General features: G+C 70.8%; 19 protein-coding genes, 1 tRNA gene and 1 pseudogene. 11 read left to right on the top strand and 10 right to left on the bottom strand.

Going from position 1 to position 19,292, the window contains the following annotated elements:
* Positions 1 to 17: 17 nt before the first annotated feature.
* From PHA84_RS13845 to PHA84_RS13825, 5 genes are all read right to left on the bottom strand, one after another.
* On the bottom strand, positions 18 to 230 hold the full coding sequence (locus PHA84_RS13845; protein WP_270888709.1) for a hypothetical protein: 213 nt from the start codon (positions 228 to 230) through the stop codon (positions 18 to 20).
* Positions 231 to 306: 76 nt separating this feature from the next.
* The gene (locus tag PHA84_RS13840) at positions 307 to 1,821 is read right to left on the bottom strand and encodes an RNA polymerase sigma factor (RefSeq protein ID WP_270888708.1); all 1,515 of its coding nucleotides are present in this window, start codon (positions 1,819 to 1,821) and stop codon (positions 307 to 309) included.
* Positions 1,821 to 2,132: a hypothetical protein gene (locus PHA84_RS13835; RefSeq protein ID WP_270888707.1), complete on the bottom strand. Its 312-nt coding sequence runs from the start codon at positions 2,130 to 2,132 to the stop codon at positions 1,821 to 1,823. Before PHA84_RS13835 ends, PHA84_RS13840 begins: the two co-directional genes overlap by 1 nt.
* A 148-nt stretch (positions 2,133 to 2,280) precedes the next feature.
* Complete coding sequence (locus PHA84_RS13830) at positions 2,281 to 2,577, bottom strand: WhiB family transcriptional regulator (RefSeq protein ID WP_270888706.1); 297 nt, start codon at positions 2,575 to 2,577, stop codon at positions 2,281 to 2,283.
* Between the two features lie 141 nt (positions 2,578 to 2,718).
* Positions 2,719 to 4,878: a DUF11 domain-containing protein gene (locus tag PHA84_RS13825; protein WP_270888705.1), complete on the bottom strand. Its 2,160-nt coding sequence runs from the start codon at positions 4,876 to 4,878 to the stop codon at positions 2,719 to 2,721.
* Positions 4,879 to 5,089: 211 nt separating this feature from the next.
* On the opposite strand from PHA84_RS13825, the gene PHA84_RS13820 reads away from it, so the two are divergent.
* Complete coding sequence (locus PHA84_RS13820; RefSeq protein WP_270888704.1) at positions 5,090 to 6,541, top strand: Ig-like domain-containing protein; 1,452 nt, start codon at positions 5,090 to 5,092, stop codon at positions 6,539 to 6,541.
* An 81-nt stretch (positions 6,542 to 6,622) separates the two neighbouring features.
* On the opposite strand, the gene PHA84_RS13815 is transcribed toward PHA84_RS13820, so the two are convergent.
* Positions 6,623 to 7,699: an S-adenosylmethionine:tRNA ribosyltransferase-isomerase gene (locus PHA84_RS13815; RefSeq protein WP_270888703.1), complete on the bottom strand. Its 1,077-nt coding sequence runs from the start codon at positions 7,697 to 7,699 to the stop codon at positions 6,623 to 6,625.
* Positions 7,696 to 8,445 (bottom strand): SDR family NAD(P)-dependent oxidoreductase, encoded by a 750-nt coding sequence (locus tag PHA84_RS13810; protein WP_270888702.1) that lies wholly within the window; start codon positions 8,443 to 8,445, stop codon positions 7,696 to 7,698. The genes PHA84_RS13815 and PHA84_RS13810 overlap by 4 nt, the downstream gene beginning before the upstream one ends.
* Before the next feature lie 87 nt (positions 8,446 to 8,532).
* Here PHA84_RS13810 and soxR point away from each other — a divergent pair, with 87 nt between their 5' ends.
* Both soxR and PHA84_RS20805 read left to right on the top strand, forming a co-directional pair.
* Positions 8,533 to 9,009 carry a redox-sensitive transcriptional activator SoxR gene (soxR, locus tag PHA84_RS13805; RefSeq protein ID WP_270888701.1) on the top strand — a complete coding sequence of 159 codons (477 nt, stop codon included), beginning with the start codon at positions 8,533 to 8,535 and terminating at the stop codon, positions 9,007 to 9,009.
* A 102-nt stretch (positions 9,010 to 9,111) separates the two neighbouring features.
* Positions 9,112 to 9,429 (top strand): annotated as a pseudogene (locus tag PHA84_RS20805) (hemerythrin domain-containing protein); the annotation flags it as partial.
* Between the two features lie 344 nt (positions 9,430 to 9,773).
* Here PHA84_RS20805 and PHA84_RS13800 read toward each other — a convergent pair.
* Complete coding sequence (locus PHA84_RS13800; RefSeq protein WP_270888700.1) at positions 9,774 to 10,454, bottom strand: hypothetical protein; 681 nt, start codon at positions 10,452 to 10,454, stop codon at positions 9,774 to 9,776.
* Positions 10,455 to 10,741: 287 nt separating this feature from the next.
* Here PHA84_RS13800 and PHA84_RS13795 point away from each other — a divergent pair, with 287 nt between their 5' ends.
* A complete protein-coding gene (locus tag PHA84_RS13795) occupies positions 10,742 to 11,248 on the top strand; it encodes a hypothetical protein (protein WP_270888699.1) in 507 nt (168 codons plus the stop codon).
* 15 nt (positions 11,249 to 11,263) lie between these two features.
* Here PHA84_RS13795 and PHA84_RS13790 read toward each other — a convergent pair whose 3' ends face one another.
* Positions 11,264 to 11,806: a hypothetical protein gene (locus PHA84_RS13790; protein ID WP_270888698.1), complete on the bottom strand. Its 543-nt coding sequence runs from the start codon at positions 11,804 to 11,806 to the stop codon at positions 11,264 to 11,266.
* 224 nt (positions 11,807 to 12,030) lie between these two features.
* Between PHA84_RS13790 and PHA84_RS13785 the strand changes: the two genes are divergently transcribed.
* Positions 12,031 to 12,579, top strand: coding sequence for a dihydrofolate reductase family protein (locus tag PHA84_RS13785; protein ID WP_270888697.1), 549 nt, complete (start codon positions 12,031 to 12,033; stop codon positions 12,577 to 12,579).
* 90 nt (positions 12,580 to 12,669) lie between these two features.
* Positions 12,670 to 13,245: an NADPH-dependent F420 reductase gene (locus PHA84_RS13780; protein WP_270888696.1), complete on the top strand. Its 576-nt coding sequence runs from the start codon at positions 12,670 to 12,672 to the stop codon at positions 13,243 to 13,245.
* A 151-nt stretch (positions 13,246 to 13,396) separates the two neighbouring features.
* Here PHA84_RS13780 and PHA84_RS13775 read toward each other — a convergent pair.
* Positions 13,397 to 13,479: transfer RNA gene (locus tag PHA84_RS13775), tRNA-Leu, on the bottom strand.
* 193 nt (positions 13,480 to 13,672) lie between these two features.
* Here PHA84_RS13775 and PHA84_RS13770 point away from each other — a divergent pair.
* The 5 genes from PHA84_RS13770 to PHA84_RS13750 are packed head-to-tail and all read left to right on the top strand — an operon-like array spanning position 13,673 to position 19,274.
* The gene (locus PHA84_RS13770; RefSeq protein WP_270888695.1) at positions 13,673 to 14,557 is read left to right on the top strand and encodes an FhaA domain-containing protein; all 885 of its coding nucleotides are present in this window, start codon (positions 13,673 to 13,675) and stop codon (positions 14,555 to 14,557) included.
* 9 nt (positions 14,558 to 14,566) lie between these two features.
* Positions 14,567 to 15,067, top strand: coding sequence for an FHA domain-containing protein FhaB/FipA (locus tag PHA84_RS13765; RefSeq protein WP_270888694.1), 501 nt, complete (start codon positions 14,567 to 14,569; stop codon positions 15,065 to 15,067).
* A gap of 12 nt (positions 15,068 to 15,079) precedes the next feature.
* A complete protein-coding gene (locus PHA84_RS13760; protein ID WP_270888693.1) occupies positions 15,080 to 16,447 on the top strand; it encodes a PP2C family protein-serine/threonine phosphatase in 1,368 nt (455 codons plus the stop codon).
* Entirely contained in the window at positions 16,444 to 17,820 is a 1,377-nt protein-coding gene (locus PHA84_RS13755) for an FtsW/RodA/SpoVE family cell cycle protein (protein WP_270888947.1), read from the top strand. The genes PHA84_RS13760 and PHA84_RS13755 overlap by 4 nt, the downstream gene beginning before the upstream one ends.
* Positions 17,817 to 19,274, top strand: a complete 1,458-nt coding sequence (locus PHA84_RS13750) for a peptidoglycan D,D-transpeptidase FtsI family protein (protein WP_270888692.1) — start codon at positions 17,817 to 17,819, stop codon at positions 19,272 to 19,274. The genes PHA84_RS13755 and PHA84_RS13750 overlap by 4 nt, the downstream gene beginning before the upstream one ends.
* The last annotated feature ends 18 nt before the right edge of the window (positions 19,275 to 19,292 follow it).

Genomic DNA, 19,292 nt, shown 5'->3' with positions numbered 1-19,292 from the left:
CACAGCAACGCAGACCGCTAGAGAGCGGGTGCCGCTTCCTGCGCCGCGGAAAGCGCGCTGAGCTGGATGAAGCGTCGGCAGGCGGCGTACACGGTGGCAAGCCCCTCGAGAGCGGCACAGGGATCGAAGCCCGAGGGGCACGCTTCGCTCTGGAGCTGCTCCATGCGCTCGAGCGCAACGAGCAGCTGGTCCAGCTCCTCCACCGGCACTCGGACAATTCGTGAGCTCATCTTCCGTGCCTCCGCTCGTGGGTCAACCGCCGTGAGGGTACATCTGTTGTCGTGGCGACGCCGGATGAACCTGGCCTCAGGGGAACCAGGTGGTCTGCACCGACGCGTTGGCCACCTTCCCGGACGCGTACCGACCGCTGACCTGCGCCTTTACGGGGCCGCTGGTCAGTGTGGCGGGCCACGTCGTATGGAGGCTGCCGGACCACCGGTCCGAGGCACGGCTGCCTCCGGTGCAGGCGATCTGCGCCCCGTTCTGGCGGCACGCCGTCCAGTCGCCCTCGGTGCTGCCCAGGCTCACCCCTCGGGGAACCGTGACCAGGAGCGTGACCGCGCCACGCACGCCGGGCACATCTCCGCGAACCGTCATGACCGTGTCCGCGGCGTCACCGGACAGCTCGAGGTCGATGGCCGCCGGACGGCTGGGCGGCCTGTTCGCAACGGTTGGAGCCGGTCTCGTCGGTCGGGGACTCGGCGGCTGTACCGGCAGAACCGTCACGCTGGGGCTGATCACCGGCGGCGGCGTGACAGGCAGCGCGGTCACGCGTGGCGCTGCCGTCGTGGCCGCCGTCACGGGTGTCGCGGAGCCCGTGGCTGAGCCCGTCACGGCGGCGCTCGTCGTTGCTGAGGTGTGGCGAAGTGCAGCGCCCTGAGTGCCACCCTTCGTCGGCGACCAGAGAACCGCCACAGTGACCAACGCGACGAGGGCAGCGGCGGCCAGCAGCAACCAGCGGCTGGAGAGGCGTCCACGCGACCCCGCTGCGCCGTCGGCTGCGGTCGCGCCGGCAGCGACGGCACCACCGACGGTCGTCGACCCAGCCGTCACGAGCTGGGCAGGCGCCAAGGCGAGGATCGCCGGTCCGAGCAGGCCGCCCATGCCACGCTCCATCGTGCGGAGCTCCGCCACCCGGGCCCCGCACCGTGCGCAGGTGCGCACGTGTGCACGCAGAGCGGCAGGCGCGCCCTCCTCGTTCACGACGAAGTCCGCGAGCCCGTCGATGAACGGTTGACACTCCGGCGCGACGCCGCTGCGCGACACGTGGACCTGGAGGTACGCCGTGCGAAGCCCTCGGCGGGCACGTCTCGACAGGGCCGCCACGGCGTTGGGCGAGATCCCCATGTCCTCGCCAATCGTCACGTTGCTGTCGGCGTCCACCGCGGTACGCCACAGGACCGTCTGCCACCTCCGCGGAAGCATCGCGAACGCCTCCCGGACCAGTCCGAGCTCCCCGAGCTGCGCCACTGGGTCGCTGGGGACCTGTCCGACACGGTCGAAGGTGTCCGAGTTGTCCGTGAGGACGTCACTGGAGGAGCCGCGGCGTGAGCGTGACGCCGCGAGGTTGCGCACCGACGTGACGAGGTAGCCGCGCACAGAGGTGCCGGGCCCCTTGCCGGACGCCAGGGCCGCCAGCATCCCGGCGAAGGCGTCGGAGGCGATCTCCTCGGCATCGCGCGGTTGGTGGGCGTACCGGCGAGCCGCCGACAGCGTGGCCGGGAAGTGTTCGGTCCACAGCTCGACGATCGCGTGCTGGTCCCCCTGACGGGCCAGTGCGGTGAGCTCGTCGTCGGTGGCTGCCATCAGCTGGTCGGTCATCAGCTGCCTCGCGGCAGCTCGAGGGCCGTGCGGTGCGCATGAACAGGGGGGAGCGGGGAGTACAGCGCGGCGACTTCGAAGGTCACCTCGCCCTGACCGCCGGCTTCGAGGTCGGCCTGTCGTTCGCGCTCCGCCGCCTCCATGGCGTCGAGTCCGGAGTCGTAGGGGCCGGAGTAGGAGACCGCACCCGTGTCCGGGCTGCGGGTCAGCACGATGTGCGGCATCCCCATCTCCGCGACCTCAAGGTCGAAGATCGCCCTGGTCAGAGCGATGAGCTCCTCGGCGCCCTCACCGAAGCGAAACTCACTCATGCGCCGTACCAGCACCTTTCCCTAGGTGTCCCCTTCGGAGAGGGAGACGCACGGCGAGCGGAACTGTGACGTCCCGGCATCTCCTCACGAGGCGTTCTCGACCTGCCCAGATCTGGTGGCGAGCTCTTCTCGTCATCGGCTCTTCTCGTCATGGGCTCTTCTCGCCAAGGCTCTTGTTGGTGGTCCGGCGGCGGCGTGGTCCACGGACCCTGCCCCTGGTGAACTGCTCGCCGCCCCACACGCCCTGCGGCTCCCGGCGTGCCAGCGCACCAGCCAGACACGGCTCGCGCTGGGGGCAGCCGCGGCAGAGCGACTTCGCACGGTCGACCTCCGTAGCGAGGTCCGAGAACCACAGCTCGGACTCGCCGGCGGTGCACGGCACCGGTTGGGCGGTCGACGACTTGACCTCATGGATGTCCCGGAGCAGATGAGCCAGTGCCTGCACGTGCTTCTCCCTCGTCTCAGCACACGACACCTGAGTCGTGCATTCTTTAGAGAGCGCTGGGCTCCGCCCATGACGCCGCCCCCTCTCGCTGCCTGCCCTCGAGCACAAGCGTGCGCCTGCCCCCAGGGCGGGCGCCTCCCGCTAGTCCGCTTCCCGTCGGCGTCTGCGGGCCCCTGCCGTCAGGAGGAGGCCGAGAACGAGCAGACCCAGGCCGACCGGCGCCAGCCCGTCGCTCGTCGGCCCGGTGAAGGCGAGGGCCCGCTGCGAGCGGGCACCCTCACCGCCGGTGTCCACGGCGAACGAGGAGTGCTGGCGCCGAGAGCCGAGCGCCGGGCTTCCGGGGAACCCCACTGCCGAGATCCCGAGCGAGCCAGGGGCCGCGTCCATGGCGCCAGTGGCCGTGGCCGTGAGCATGGCCGTGGTGGTGGTGGTGACGACGTTCGGCACGAGCCCCCGGTCGACGTCGGCCTGCCTGACCCGGTAGGACGCGGTCCGGCACACCATGCTCGCTCCCGGAGCGAGCGTCGCGGTCGGACAGAGGACGACCAGGCCGAGCCGGGTGAGGCGCTCGTCATCCACGAGGGAGCCGCGCAACGTCACCGCACCCGTGTTGGTGACGACGAAGCGGTACGAGATCCCCTCGCCCGGGTCGGCCACGGAGTCACCGTCCCTCTCGTGCAGCTCGGCACTCTGGGTCACGCGGATGCCGGCCCCTGGCGTATGGGTCGTGGTCCTGGACGGAGCGCTGACCACCCATCGACCGGTGGGCGGCCTACCGATGGCCCTCGCGCTGTTGCGGACGGCGCGAGCATCGACGTCGGCCTGCGTGACGGGGTACGCCCCGGAGGTGCACAGCATGCGGCCTCCGGGTGTCAGGGTCGTGTGCGGGCAGCTCACCGGTACTGCTGGAGTCGCTCCGGCGAGCGCAGGATCGGAGACTGCGACAGACGCGAGGCTCACGTCCCCGGTGTTCCGCACGGTGAACGTGTAGGTCAGGCGGTCAGCGACTCCGGCAAGCCCGTCGTGGTTCCCGTCGTGGGTGAGCGTCACCGACTTCGTCAGCGTGATCGCCGGACTGCTCGTCACGCAGGTGGTCACTGCCGCCGTGTCGTTGGAGGACAACGGATCCACCTCGTTGCCCCGGACGGAGGCGCGGTTCGTCAGACAGCCGGCGCTCGGCGGCGCGTGGGCGGTGATGACCATGCTCATGATCGCGCCCACGGCGAGCTCGCCCCCGGCGCACGACAGGCTCCGTGCCGTGACGGTGCACCCCGGGATCGTCGTGGCGATGCCCGTGTACCCAGGCGGCACGGCGTCGATCACGCGGAAGCCTGAGCCCGGGTTCGGTCCCAGGTTGCGGACGGTGACCGTCCACCTCACCGGGCCGCCCGGAGCCACAGTCGCCGGACCCCGCGTCACGACCTGCAGGTCCACCGGTCCGGGCACGCAGGACGTGCCGTCGTTGTTGTTGGAGCTTGGCCCCGACGACGACGTGACGAGGGTGAAGTCCGGGCTCGCGCTCGCCGGATGCGTCACGTGTAGCACGAAGACGCCGCCCGTGTTGATGTCGAAGCCCAGGTCGCCGTTGCCGTAGGTCCAGGCGGCGCCATACGGGCCGGCTGGAACCGAGGGGACGACGAAGTCCGTGACCGCGCCAGTCCTGACGTCGATGCGCTGAACCGCGCGGGTGCCGTTCCGGATGCCCCACAGGTAACCCTGCGCGTAGGTGAGGTCCAGGGAGTGAACGGTCGCCGAGGTGTCCAGCCGCGTTGCGGTACGCGCCCTGACGTCCACCCGGTACACGTCGCCGCTACCCGTCGTGGCGCCCGCGGCGACCCAGTAGTGGCCGGCTGTGTCGAAGGCCCCCGCGATGATCCGCGAGCCCATGTCCGCGACCGAGATCCCGGTCAAGGGGCCCAGGTCGGTGAGAGCGCCGTGACCGTCCACGACCACAAGGTGCGACACGCCCGCCAGCGTCTGGACCGCGTACAGCATGCGGTCAGCGGCGTTGTAGGCCAGGGCGTTGTAGACGCCGTCAGCAGTTCCGAGCGGGGTGAACGTCGAGGCGGACGCCGACCGGGTCTGCGCGTACAGCACCGTGGGCTGGCCCGCAGCGACGAAGACCGTGGGGGTCCGGCACGCGATGGGTGCCGGGCCCGTGGGGACGGAGGCGGCCGCTCGGCCGGCGGAGCCGACCACGGCAAGCCCCACCATGAGCGCGAGGAGGAGAGTCGAGACTCGTCCGACGACCGGACCTGCGCCGAAGCCGCGCAGAGGGGTCACGGGGATGGGTGAGGGCATGGGGACCAATCGACGAACAGGCGGGGGAACGGCCCCCTGACGAGCGGGGCCCATGGATAGGACGCCTGACCGGCGATGGCGTGACGCCCCGCATAGGTGACCTGCGCCACACGATGCCCTTTGCGTCCGGATGATCACCTTTCGTCACCTTTGCGGCCTTTGAGCGTCTCACCCCACAGTGAAGTCTGTCCATCAAGCCCAAGGAGCTGCAGTGACCCATCAACTTCGCGCGCCCGGCCGACGCCGGTCGGAAGTCCTTCGAGCCAGCACCACACCAGCCAACACGACACCAGCCAGCACCACACCGCGCGGCACCACACCCCGCAGCACCACACCCCGCGGACCAGGCCGGCTCGCGCTGGTCGCCGTGCTCGTCGTCCTCGGGACCATCCTCTTCGGCGGCGGCACCGCGCTCGGCACCGTCATCAGTGGCGGCATCACCGGGATCCAGACCACGGCCAGCCACACCTCCCAGTACGACCAGGTCGACTTCACGTGCCAGTGGGCAGTCCCGGACGGGTCTGCACCAGGCGACACCTTCACCCTGCGGCTGCCCGACCAGCTGCGCTGGTCTGGGGCAACCCAGTTCTCCCTGAAGGCGCCCGACGGGCAGGTCGTGGCCCGGGCGCAGGTCTCCACCGGCGGGCTGGTCACCTTCACGCTCTCGGACTATGTGACCACCCATCCCACCGACGTCCACGGAACCTGTGCCTTCACGACGCAGCTCGTCGCGACCACCACCGGCGGGCAGGAGGACCTGGAGTTCCAGGTGGGTGCGGACATCATCCGCGTGCCGTTGCAGACCGGGCCGCCGTGCAGCGAGCGCTGCGGTCCCGACCGTACGCAGGCCAGCAAGGCGATGTGGTGGACGGACGGCGCCCAGGACCGGACCCAGACGGTGGTGGCCGGCCCCGGCACGACGGCGGCCACCACGACGGTCGTCCTCACGGACACTCCCGACCCTGGACTGGCTTTGGACTGCAGCTCTGTACGGGCGCGCATCGGACGGACGCTGGACGCGGTGAGCACCATCGTCGACCCCACGGACGACGCCGCCCACCCCGCCGAGGTGCACTGCACGCCGCTCCAAGCGACGGCCCGATGGACCGGCGTGCCGGCCGGGGAGTACACCGAGCTCTGGGTGCAGGCGGAGGTCGTCGACCCGACGCTCTCGACGTACACCAACCGCGGGACTGTCACCCTGAACGGCGCCGGGACGCCCGTGCAGGGCACCGTCGTGCGGACGGACGCCAGCGGCACAGGCAGCGGAGCCATCCCCACCGCCACGCCGACGGCGACCACCCCGGGGCCGACCGTCACCACGACCACAGCGACGCCGCCTCCCACCACGACCGCTCCGGTCACCAGCACGACAAAAGCCACCGCACCCTCCAGCTCCACCTCGAGCACCACCTCACCGGAGGTGACTGCCTCGACGTCCAGCACGACGACCGAGACCCTCCCCTCCACCTCCGCAGGTACGGACGTAACCGGCGCGAGCACCACTGTGGTCACCGGCACCACGGCAGTGGCGACACCAGGCTCCACCAGCGACCGGCTCGCCTTCACGGGCGCACTGGTCTGGCCCTTGCTGCTGGGGGGCACTGCCCTGGCCGTGCTCGGCCTGGTCGTGACGCGGTCCGCCCGACGCCGGGCGCACTAAGCGCACTGACAACGAGGACCGCGTGCAACCGGGCGAGTGGTGGCCTCCACCGCTCGCCCGGCGGCTCGTCGTGCGCTCGTGTCACTGCCGAGGAGGCAGGAACAGCGCAGAGTCACCGAACTCATGCCAGAGGTACCCCGCGATCCGAGCCTCGTCGTAGGCACGCTGGGCCAGCGCAGGTCCCGCCACGGCCTCGACGAGCAGCAGGTGTGACGCCTTGGGGTCGTGCCACCCGGTCACGAGGCCGTCGACAACCCGCGGCGGGTCGTGGCGGGTGACCACGCGCTCCGTCCAGCCTCGGCGCCCCACCACCATGGCGTCCGGTCCCGCAGCGGACTCCAGAGCACGCGTCACGGTCGTCCCGACTGCGATGACCCGTCCTCCCTCGGCGCGGGTCGCGTTGACGAGGCGCGCGGTCAGTGCGCTCACCGCGAACCGCTCTGGCAGGGGTGTCTCGCCCGCCTCCTGCGAGGACACGCCGGCGTGCAGGGTCACCGTCGCGACGCCGATCTCGCGGGCGACCAGCCGCGTGACGAGCTCGTGGCTGAAGGGCCGCCCCGCACTGGGCATCTCGGCGCTTCCGGGACAGGCTGCGAAGACCGTCTGGTACGACGCCAGGGGGTAGCCACCGTCGAGGTAGCCGTAGGCGATCGGGCGTCCATGGCGAGCCAGTTGCTGCTCCAAGGGCGTGGGTCCGCTCAGGGCCGCGTGCCAGAGCCGGTTGCCCTCACCCGTTGGTGAGGCGCCGGTCCGGCGATAAGGGCCGAGGAGCGTCAGCTGCCCCGTAGCAGGCAGCTCCAGCCGGTCGCCCGGCAGGGCGTCCAGGATGGGCCGGTCGGCCGCGGGCGAGGTACGAAGCTCGACCAGCCACGTTCCGTCGTCCAGGTGGGTGGCAGCATGCACCACCACGGGGCCGCGGCCAAGGAGGACCGCGTCGAGCTGAGCGGCCACCGTGGCGGAGTTGTTCACTACGACGAGATCACCGGGTTTGAGGAAGGCGGGAAGGTCGCGGAACGTCGCGTGGGTCAGCCCCTCCTCCGTTGCCACGAGCAACCTCACCTCGTCCCGCGCCAGCCCGCGCTCCTCGGGGGGCGCGGGGGCCGTCATGTCCAGGGGACCCTCCGACCGAGTCAGTGGAGCCACGGACAGGATGCTCACACCGACCACCCCGCTGAGGGAGGGCCCTGGACCTCGCTCGCGGCGGCTGCAGGACCAGTGCGGAGATCCGCCGCTCTGTACCGTCCGCTGGCGGGCCGACGACGAAGCAGCTCCAGCAGCTGGGGGACGACCGACTCCGGTGGTGGGCGGTCGCTGATGTCCTCGCCCGGGAAGGCGGCCTGGTGCATCGCGGTACGCATGTCACCCGGGTCGACGGCGTACACGGCCAGCTCCGGGTTCTCCACTCCCAGGGTCAGGGTGAGGTGGTCGAGCGCTGCCTTCGACGCCCCGTACGCCCCCCAACCCTCGTAGTGCGCCACCGCCGCGTCCGAGGAGATGCTGAGCAGGACGCCGCGGCAGCCCCGCAGCAGCGGAAGGAGGGCCTGGGTGAGGGCCAGGGGAGCTGCGACGTTGGTCTCCCACACCTGGGCCAGCGCACGCAGGTCGACCTCCGCCAGGGCCGGGAGCGGGGTCTGCCCGAGCGTGCTGGCGTTGTGGACCAGGAGGTCCAGGCGTCCGGTCAGCGCCACCAGCCGAGACAGCTCACGACGATGCTCCGCGTCGGTGACGTCACCGGCCACGCGGATGAGGCGGTCCCGAACGTCACCGGGGTCGGTGCTGGCAGCCCCGGCCAGACGGTCGTGGTGACGGCCATCCGAGACGACGTGCCAGCCCTCCAGCGCCAGACCACGGGTGAGCGCGAGGCCGAGCCCCGCCGACCCGCCGGTCACAAGTGCGGTGTGCATGGTGGTCCTCCGATGCTGGTCGTCTGTCTCCTTCCCATGGTCAGAGTTAAAGTGGACTTGAAGTCAACCCCCCAGGGGAGGAGCAGTATGGAGCCGACCGACGTCCTGACGGTCTCCGAGGTGGCTCGGCGTAGCGGGTTCGCCGCCTCCGCACTGCGCTACTACGAGGAGCAGGGCCTGATCCAGTCGGCTCGGACCTCGGGTGGACAGCGCCGGTATCGCCGGAGCGTGCTGCGACGGCTGGCCTTCATCCGCGCCGCGAGCAATGTGGGCCTCACCCTCGACGAGATTCGGGAGGAGCTGGTCCAGCTCCCTGAGAACCGGACCCCGACCAAGTCGGACTGGCACCGGATCTCGGCCCACTGGCGGACCCGGCTGGACGAGCAGATGGCTGCCCTGGAGGCGTTGCGGGACAAGCTCGACTCCTGCATAGGCTGCGGCTGCCTGTCGCTCAAGCAGTGTGCGATCTCCAACCCCAGCGACCTCGCGGCGCGGTCCGCAAGCGCCCCGGGGGCTGCGTACCTTCCTCCGCTCCTGCGACGCCAGGCCGCGCGCGGCAGGTAGGACCCCACGTCCGCCGGCAGGCCGGCCCCAAGCCAGCCCCAAGTGGTCTGCAACCGGGCGCCCGCACTCTGGTCCCGACCAGAACCGGAAAGGACCACCACCATGACAACCCCTTCGACCACCGCCTCGACCGCCACCGCCCACCGCTGGCCGGAACAGCTCACCTTCCCGGGCCAGACCGCCGCCCACCCAGGGCCGGTGGACATGATGATGATGTACGTCATGCATCACGGCTTCCGCCGTGACCTGACAGCCTTCGCGGCAGCCGCTCAGGCCACCCCGGCAACCGACCGGGACAGCTGGAAGGCGCTCGCCGACCGTTGGGACCTGTTCTCCGAGGTCCTGCACCACCACCACAGCGGAGAGGACGCCGGACTGTGGCCGGCGCTCCTGCAGCGTGCCGACGAGGACGGCCCCCGGGTCCTGGAGGCCATGGGGTCCGAGCACGAGCAGATCGACCCGATCCTCACCGCGTGCGGCGCGGGCTTCGACAGGCTCTCGAAGCACGCCGACCACGGCGGCCGGGCGTTGGTCGAGCGCGACGTTCCAGGGCAGCCGGGCCGCGTCGTACCCCGGATCGCCGGGCAGGTGCACGGCACCGGCGCACAGACCGCGCAGCGAGGCGGCGCGGGAGGTGGGGGTGGTGAGCTCGATGGTCATGGTGTGACTCCTTGTTCCGCAGTGGTGGGTATGCGGAACAGGCTGCGCCGGAGCGCTTGTGAGTCACTTGGGGCCGACTTGGGGTTGAGCCGGCCCCTCTCGAGCTACTGCCGCACCGGCGCCTCCAGCGGCATGTCGGCCCGGCGCTCGCCGCGGGCCCTGATACGCGTGGCGGTGTCGCGGATGGTGTCCTCCAGCAAGGTGACGAGGCGGTCGGCCGGGTCTGCGACACACGCCACCGCGATGCCTTCGACGGCATACGACACGATGTGCGGCGCAGTCTGCCGACGGAAGGTACGTTCGCTGACCCTGGCGTCACGGGCATAGCGCTCGGCCCAGGCGCGTGCCTGCGGAGCGCAGGCGAACGCCGTGCGGCAGAGCTCCTCCAGAGCCGGCTCCGGCGAGGGCAGGGTCGCCACCATCCGTTGGGAGGTGAGCAGGCCCACCGCCAGGACGTTCTGGCGCGTGGCCGGGGCGACTGGCAGCGCCGCTGCGGCGGCCCGGGTCGCGATCGCCACGTCGATCTCCACGTCCGCGCTCGTCAGGCCCACCACATCGGGGATGAACCCGGCGATGCGGGGACGGTCGTCGTCGCTCAGCGAGTCGTTGACCAGGCGGGCCAAGGACGCGAGCAACGGATGGGTACAGGTGGGATGGTCGCTCCATCGCTCACCTGCGAGGAACGACGCCATCTCCATGAAGCACGCGCCCTTGCGCGCGTTCCGGTGCCGACCCGCGGACAGCACGGGAACCAGGTCCGGCAACGTTCCGAACGAATCACTCACAGCCCTCATGGCAACCCCACTTGACCTGCCGCGGGCACTCGCCGCGGCCCTTTCTCCACTATGCGCCGAGGTGACCCGGAGCGCCACCGCACGGCCAACCAGGGCCGAAATCCGAGAAACACCGCCAAACGACCGTAGTCGCAAATGCGCCCTCGTCCGGCTGGTGGAGCACGCGCGCCCGCGCCTGGGTGATGCCCCGTGCGTCACCTGCCAGCAGCATTGGGAGGACCGGGAAACCGTCCTACGGGCCCGGACCGCATCAACGTCACCTTGCAGGGGGTTTCGCCATGACGGTCATCGAGCGTCTCTACGACAACAGCTGGTACGTCGCCCACGCCTCGCCACAGGCGCGGGCAGAGCTGGCAGCAGACGTCACGCGCACCTGGATGGACCGGGAGGCCGCCCTGGAGGACGCGGCGCGCGCCCGCACCGTCGCCAACGTGTCGCCCGCGAGATCGGCCCTGGCGCTGTCCATGGGCAACGCCTCGCAGGCCCAGCATGACCGCGCCAAGGCCCGGGCCGCCGAGGCGGCACGGTGCACCGACATCGTGGCGGGACATGCCTTCTGCGTCCGCCGGGAGACCGGGGGCGGCGGGTCGATGCGGGTGGAGGTCTCCTCCTGCACCCTGCTGCGCCGCGCAGTCCTCTCGGTGGAGGGCAAGGGCCAGACGTGGTGCGCCACGTTCCACGACCCGCAGGCCGCGTACCGCGACACCTTCAGCACGGTGCTGGGTACGGACGGGTGGGAGGCCCTCCACACCGCCTGTGAGTGGATCACCACCGGACGGCTCTGAGCCCCTCCCGCTGCCTCAGCGGCCGAAGGGGCGGTCCAACAGGCCGGCCGTACCGCGCTGCTCCTCGCCGAGCGCGGAGTCCGCGACCAGCATCGCGCCGGTGAGTGCGGGAGTGACCCACTGCAGCCAACGCAGGCGGTCTCTGAGCTTGCGCAGCTCCAGTTGCTCGCGCGGGCTCCGCCACCGCTCGGCACCGTCGTCACCGGCCAGCTCTCCACTGAGGTGACCGTCCAGGTACGCCCACGCGGTCGCACCCACGGCCCCGGCGGTGAGCACCGTCTTGACCACCGTCGTGGCCTGCGTGGAGCGGTGGCGCCGGACGCGGTTCCGGTTGTCGGCGAGGATCGCCAGCCCGCTGAGCAGGTGAAGCCCCATGGCTGCCCCCTGCACCGGACCCCAGCGTTCCCAGCCCGTGCTGACGACCTGGGTCCGGTCCGCCGGCCGGTCGGCCTTCTCGGCAGCGGGGTGCAGACCGACCGCCGCCATGAGCGAGCCCCCGAACCAGGCCGCATTCGTCACGAGGTGGGTAGCCCGGATCGTCGTACTGAGCAGCGTCATCCGCCGACGCTAACCCGCCCGCCCTTCCGGCGCCCCCCGACGCCTGGAGGCGGTGCCGAGGTGGCGCCCCCAGAGGGTGCGCCCAAGTCGCCGCCGACGTAGGTAGGTTGCCTTGCAGCGACAGGCCCTCCGGGCGAGACGCACGGGGCAGACGCTCGGCGCGATGAGTTCCGGCCATCCGCCCGGTCTGTTGGCTGACCGCACCGCACCCAAGGAGGCACCACATGTCACGCAACGTCAGCGCCCATCTCTTCAGCGCCGTGAACGGGGTCGTCGAGGCCCCGAACACCTTCCAGTTCGACGCCTTCGGCCCCGAGGAGATGGAGCTCATGGGCAGGGCGATCAGCGGCGCGACCGACGTCGTCCTCGGCCGGACGCTGTGGCAGGAGTGGTCGGAGTACTGGCCGTCCGCAGCCGAGGGCGACCCCTTCGCCGCCTTCATCAACCCGGTGCGCAAGCACGTCATCTCCTCGACGCTCGAGGGCGATCCGGGGTGGAACAGCACCGTGGTCGGCGGTGAGCCGGTGCGGTACCTGCAGTCGCTGAAGGACGGCGACGGCGGGAACATCCTGGTGGCGGGCGGGATCGAGACTGTCCGCAGCCTGTTCCTGGCAGGGGTCGTGGATACCCTGACGCTGACCGTCCACCCCGCGGTCGGCGAGGGCCGACGCCTCTTCGACGAGACGGTGCCGACGACGCGCCTGGAGCTGGTCGACAGCGCCGTCACCTCTGCCGGCAACGCCGTACTGACCTACCGCCTGCGGAGCAGCTGACGAACGACAGGTGCCCTTCCACGTCATGCCGGTCGTAGATTCGGTGTAGCGACGACCACGGTGGTCGTCGAGCGACCAAGGGAGAGCGTCATGACGACCGTCAGCATCCTGGGCAAAGGCAACATGGGCTCCGCAATCGCCGGCATCGTCGAGAAGGGTGGCAACACCGTAGAGCTCCTCGGCAGCAAGGACACCGACAAGCCTGTCAGCGGCGAGATCGTCGTCCTGGCGGTGCCGTACCCCGCCGTGAGGGAGGTACTGAAGCAGCGTGGTGACCAGCTGGCCGACAAGGTCGTGGTCGACATCACCAACCCCCTGAACTTCGAGACCTTCGACTCCCTCACCGTGCCAGCGGACTCCTCGGCCGCTGCCGAGATCGCCGCGGCGCTGTCCGGCTCCCGGGTCGTGAAGGCCTTCAACACCAACTTCGCGGCCACGCTGGCCTCCGGCTCTATCGGCGACCAGCCGACGGCGGTGCTCATCGCCGGCGACGACGCCGAGGCGAAGTCCCAGCTGGCTGAGATCGTCACGGCGGGGGGCCTGCGCGCCATCGACGCCGGCTCCCTGAGCCGGGCCCGCGAGCTGGAGGCGCTCGGGTTCCTGCAGATCACCCTCGCGGCCGCAGAGAAGATCCCGTGGACAGCAGGGTTCGCCGTCCAGGCCTGAGTCGCGCTCGTCCTCGGTGAGGTCCTCGTCCCGGCTGAGCCTGGGAACCGCCGCGTCGGACTGCCGGCCGGGTCCGGACCTGACCCCGGCCGGGCGGTCCGACTCTCGTCGGGCCACCCGGCCGGGGTCGTAGGGAAACCCCACTCCTGCGTGCGCGAGGGGGGATTTGAACCCCCACGCCCTCTCGGACACTGGCACCTGAAGCCAGCGCGTCTGCCGTTCCGCCACTCGCGCGCGGTGAACAGTGTGCTGCATGGCGGGCTGGAACTCCAAACCGCCCCGGCGGGGACGCCCGACCCCCTGACGACGGGCCGGCGCGAGCCCAGGACGCTGCACCTCGTCGTCAAGATGCCGGGCGGCGCGTGTGCCGAGTGCACCCAGCCCAGCCGGTTACGATCAAGAACCAGTCACAGAAGGAGGCCGAGCGGTGGGACTGTTCGACCGGGTCGAGCAACGCCTAGAGCGTGCCGTCAACGGTGCCTTCGCGCGCGCCTTCAAGTCCGAGGTCCAACCCGTGGAGATCGCCAGCGCGATCCGCCGGGCCATGGACGACCGCGCCGCCATCGTGGGCCAGGGCCGCACGATCGTGCCGAACCTCTTCACCGTCGAGCTGTCCGACACCGACTACGAGCGCCTGGCGGGCTACGACGAGCAGCTCGAGGAGGAGCTCATCGCCGCAGCGCAGGAGCACGCCGAGTCGCAGCGCTACCAGCCCGGGGGCCCGCTTCGGGTGACCTTCTCCAGCGCGAACGACCTGGAGACCGGTGTCTTCCGCCTGCGCACCTCCACCGCTCGGCGACCAGGTCCGCCAGCAGGATCCCCTGCGGGGCACCCGGAGGACGGGTATGGCGCGGGGCCAGCCCCCGGTGCGATGCCCGGGGTGGCGCAGGCGGCGGGTGCCGCCCTGCCCGCCGAGCGGCATACGCCTCGACCGCAGCCGGTCGACGACGGCCTCGAGCCGACCCAGCGGCACCAGGCTCCCCAGCCTCCGCCGCCCGCCCGCCGGACCAACCCCGCCGACCGGCCATGGCTCGACGTCGACGGCGAGCGCTATCCCCTGATGGGCGCCCTCACCGTCCTGGGGCGCGACGACAGCGCCGACATCATCCTCGACGACCCCGGGATCTCCCGGCGGCACAGCGAGGTCCGGGTCACGAACGACGGCCCCCATCTGGTCGCCAGCATCCGCGACCTCGGCTCCACCAACGGCACGTTCGTCAACAGCGAGCGGGTCACCAGCCAGCGCCTCTCCGACGGGGACCGGATCACGGTGGGGCGCACCTCCGTCATCTACCGCGGCGGGCGGCGGTGAACGCCACGCATGAGTGAACTCACCCTCACGATCATCCGGTTGGGTCTGCTCGTTCTCCTCTGGGTCTTCGTCTTCAGCGTCGTCGGTGTGCTCCGGGGCGACATCTACGGCACCCGCGTCGTGAGCCGTACGCCCCGCAGGTCCACTCCACCGAAGCGCCAGCCCGCGCGGACGGCGGCGGACGGCGGCCGGCCCGGCAGACGTCAGCCCCACTCCACGGCGCCGCGAACGCTGGTCGTCACGCAGGGACCCCTGACCGGGACGACCCTGCCGTTGCGCGAGGCCGGAACGGTGATCGGCCGCAACCCCGAGTGCGCGCTGGTGCTCGACGACGACTTCGCCAGCGGCCGGCACGCACGCGTGTTCCACCAGGACGGTTCCTGGTTCGTCGAGGACCTGGGGTCGACCAACGGAACCTTCCTGGGGCAGGAGCGGCTCACCAGCGCCCGCCCGGTGGAGGCGGGCGCCGCGCTGCGCATCGGCAAGACCGTCATCGAGCTGCGGCGATAAGGCACGACGACGATGCCCTTCGCTTTCGACTATGCCGCGCGTTCCGACGTGGGCATGGTCCGATCCGAGAACCAGGACTCCGGGTATGCCGGTCCACGCCTGCTTGCCATGGCGGACGGCATGGGCGGGCACGCCGGCGGTGACATCGCCTCCTCGGTCGTCATCGGGGCCCTGGCCGACCTCGACGGGGAGGCGCTCGGCAGCAGTGAGGCCACCCGTGCCCTGCAGCACCGCATCACCTCCGCGAACGAGCAGCTGGCGGAGATGGTGCAGCACGACCCCAGCCTGCGCGGTATGGGAACGACGCTGATCGCGATCCTGCGCTCCCAGAACAAGCTGGTGCTCGCGCACATCGGCGACTCGCGCGCCTACCTCGCCCGCGACGGCAAGCTGACCCAGATCACCAAGGACCACTCCTTCGTGCAGAGCCTCGTCGACGAGGGCCGGATCAGCGAGGACGAGGCGATCGGCCATCCGCAACGCTCGCTCGTGACGCGCGTGCTCACAGGTCACGAGGACGACGAGCCGGACATCACGGTGCGAGAGGCTCGGATCGGCGACCGCTACCTCATCGCCTCGGACGGCCTGACCGACTACGTCGCGACGGACACCATCGCCGACATCGCCACTGCCGGCGACCCGCCCGGACCGACCGCCGACCGTCTCGTCGACCTGGCCTTGAAGGCCGGCGCACCGGACAACGTCACCGTCGTGGTGGGTGACGTCACGGACGCCACCAAGCCGGCCTCGCTCTCGACGCAGCCCCAGATCGTGGGTGCCGCCTCGAGCCGTCACAAGGGCACCCGGCCCGTCCCGGTCACGCCAGCCGCCAAGGCCGCCGCCCTGTCCCGGCAGGCCGCCGGCGAGAACGACGACTCCTTCACGCTGGCCGAGGAGGCACCCCGGTCCCGCACCGGTAGATGGCTGCGCGCGGCCGCACTGGTGATGCTTGCCCTCGTCGTCGTGTCCGGCGGCGCCTACGCGGCATACGACTGGTCGCAGCACCAGTGGTTCGTCGGCAGCAACGACGGCAGAGTGGCCGTGTTCCAGGGTGTCTCCCAGGACGTGGGGCCACTCAAGCTGTCGCACGTCGCGTCCCAGTCCGACGTGGCCGTGGCAGACCTGCCCGACTTCTACCGCGGCAAGGTGCAGGACACCATCTCCAAGGCAACCAAGCGCGACGCCCAGGCGCTCGTCGAGGAGCTTCGCGTGGAGGCCGACAGGTGCGCCGCGAGCAGGGCCACCGGGGACCCCTGCACCGAGAGCGCCACGAGCTCCACGACGACCACGACACCCAGCACCACGGAGAGCACTACGGCGCACAGCAACCCGACGAACACGCCACCGGTCCGCACCCCCACCACCGGCACGACACCATGACGACGATCTCCAGCTTCGCCCCCAAGACCCGCCGCAACGTCGAGCTTGCCCTCCTGCTGCTCGCTGTCGGGATCGTCGTCCTCGCCTACGTCGACGTCAGCCTCTCGGTCTCGGGGACGTTCCCTCCGGACCTGGCCACGCACGGTGCCGGCCTGCTCGCCATCTCGCTGGCGTTCCACCTGCTGCTGCGCTGGAGGGCCGCGTACGCCGACCCGCTCCTGCTGCCCATCGTCACCCTGCTGAACGGGCTGGGGCTCGTCATGATCCACCGCCTCGACCTGGCCCACGGCAGGACGCTGGCCGAAGGGCTGGCTCTCAAGCAGCTGACCTGGAGCGCCCTGGCGGTCGCCATCGCCGCCGCAGTGCTGTTCCTCGTTCGCGACCACCGCACCCTTCGGCGGTACACCTTCACGGCGGCGGTCGTGGCCTTCCTGCTCCTGGTCCTGCCCCTGGTGCCCGGGATCGGGCGCAGCGTCTACGGCTCCCGCATCTGGATCGGCCTGGGACCTTTCACGTTCCAGCCCGGCGAGGTGGCCAAGATCGCCCTGGCGGTGTTCTTCGCCGGATATCTCGTGCAGACCCGGGACGCGCTCTCGCTGGCGGGACGCAAGATCGTCGGCCTGACGCTGCCCCGGGCGCGTGACCTCGGCCCGATCCTGGTCGCGTGGGTGCTGTCCCTGCTCGTGCTGGTCTTCGAGACGGACCTCGGGTCCTCCCTGCTGCTCTTCGGCCTGTTCGTGTGCATGCTCTACGTCGCCACCGAGCGGATCTCCTGGATCGCCATCGGCCTTGCCCTCTTCAGCGCGGGCGCCTACCTGGCGTTCCTGGTCTTCGGCCACGTCCAGGCCCGCGTCCACCTGTGGCTCGACCCGTTCGCGCCCGGCCAGTCCGACCAGATCGCCAAGGGCCTCATGGGTATGGCGGCCGGTGGCCTGCTCGGCACCGGCCTCGGCCGGGGGCGTCCTGACCTGACCTACTTCGCCGAGTCCGACTTCATCGTGCCGAGCTTCGGCGAGGAGATCGGGCTCGTCGGGCTCTTCGCCCTGCTCATGCTGTACGTCCTGCTCGTCGAGCGTGGCCTGCGGACGGCGCTGGGCGTCCGCGACGGCTTCGGAAAGCTGCTCGCCACCGGGCTGGCGTTCTCGGTGGCCCTGCAGTGCTTCGTCGTCGTCGGAGGCGTGACACGGGTCATCCCGCTCACTGGTCTCACCATGCCGTTCCTGTCCTACGGGGGGTCCAGCCTGCTGGCCAACTGGTCTCTCGTGGCGATCCTCCTGAGGATCAGCGACCAGGCACGGCGCCCCGTGATCGACCCGGTCCAGGGCGCACGGTCGCCGGGCGAGGCCAAGACCGAGCTGGTGAGTATGCGATGAACGCACCGATCCGGCGTATGTCGGTCGTGGTGGCCCTGCTCTTCACCGCGCTGCTCATCTCCTCGACGTTCATCCAGGTGGTCCAGGCCAAGTCCCTGCAGGAACGCCCCGGAAACCGACGCACGCTGCTCGCCAACTACGCCCGCGAGCGCGGCCAGATCCTCGTCGACGGCCGCCCGGTCGCCAAGTCGACCGCCACCAAGGACGAGCTCAAGTGGCTCCGCACGTACCCGCAGGGCGAGCTCTACGCCCACGTCACGGGCTTCTACTCCTTCACCTACGGCGCCGGTGGAGGGATCGAGGGCGCCGAGGACAGCCTCCTGTCCGGCGCCTCCGACAAGCTGTTCTACCGCCGGGTCTCCGACATCCTGACCGGCAAGGACCAGACGGGCGCGAGCCTGGAGCTCACCCTCAACCCCAAGGCGCAGGCGGCCGCCGACAAGGCGCTGGGAAACCAGCGCGGCGCCGTGGTGGCCCTGGACCCCTCGACCGGCGAGATCCTCGCCCTGGTCAGCCACCCGACGTACGACCCCTCCGTACTGAGCAGCCACAACACGACCAAGGTGACGACCGCCTGGAAGAAGCTCAACGCCGACCAGGCGAGACCGATGGTGGACCGGGCCATCGCCGGGAACCTGTACCCGCCGGGCTCGACCTTCAAGATCGTGACGTCCGCCGCGGCCCTCGAGTCCGGGAAGTTCACCGAGGAGAGCCGGATCCCCGGCCCGGCGACCCTCAAGCTGCCGCAGACCTCCACCCCCCTGCCGAACGACGACCGACAGCCCTGTGGCCCCGACGGCAAGACGTCGCTGACGCACGCGTTGGAGATCTCGTGCAACACCGCGTTCGGCTGGCTGGGGCTGCAGCTCGGAGCGAAGGACCTGGTCGACCAGGCGTCGAAGTTCGGCATCGGAGACCGGCTCGCCATCCCGATGACCGTGACGCCCAGCACGATTCCCAGCAACCTCGACCCGCCGTCCTTGGCCCAGTCCGCCATCGGGCAGCGCGACGTCCGGGTCACCCCCCTGCAGGTCGCCATGATCTCCGCCGCGGTGGCCAACCGCGGGGTCGTCATGATGCCGCACCTGGTGAAGAAGGTGACCTCCTCGGAGCTGGAGGTGCTGGACGAGCCCGAACCACGGGAGCTGTCCCACGCCGTCTCCACCGACACGGCCACGGCTCTGACGCGGATGATGCAGAAGGTCGTGGAGAGCGGGACCGGCACGGCGGCCCAGATCCCGGGCATCGACGTCGCAGGCAAGACGGGCACGGCGCAGCACGCCGTCGGCCAGGCTCCGCACGCGTGGTTCACCGGGTTCGCGCCGGCCGTGGACGCCAAGGTCGCCGTCGCGGTCGTCGTGGAGGACGGCGGCAACGCCGGCAACGAGGCGGTCGGTGGCCGCGTGGCCGCGCCCATCGCCAAGGCAGTCATGGAAGCGGTGCTGGGCCGGTGAGCGCGCGTCAGGCAGGTT

The organism is Pedococcus sp. 5OH_020, from assembly GCF_027812955.1.
Classification (GTDB): Bacteria; Actinomycetota; Actinomycetes; order Actinomycetales; family Dermatophilaceae; genus Pedococcus.
The sequence above is the reverse complement of the archived record's forward strand: the minus strand, read 5'-3'. Positions and strand labels throughout refer to the sequence as shown.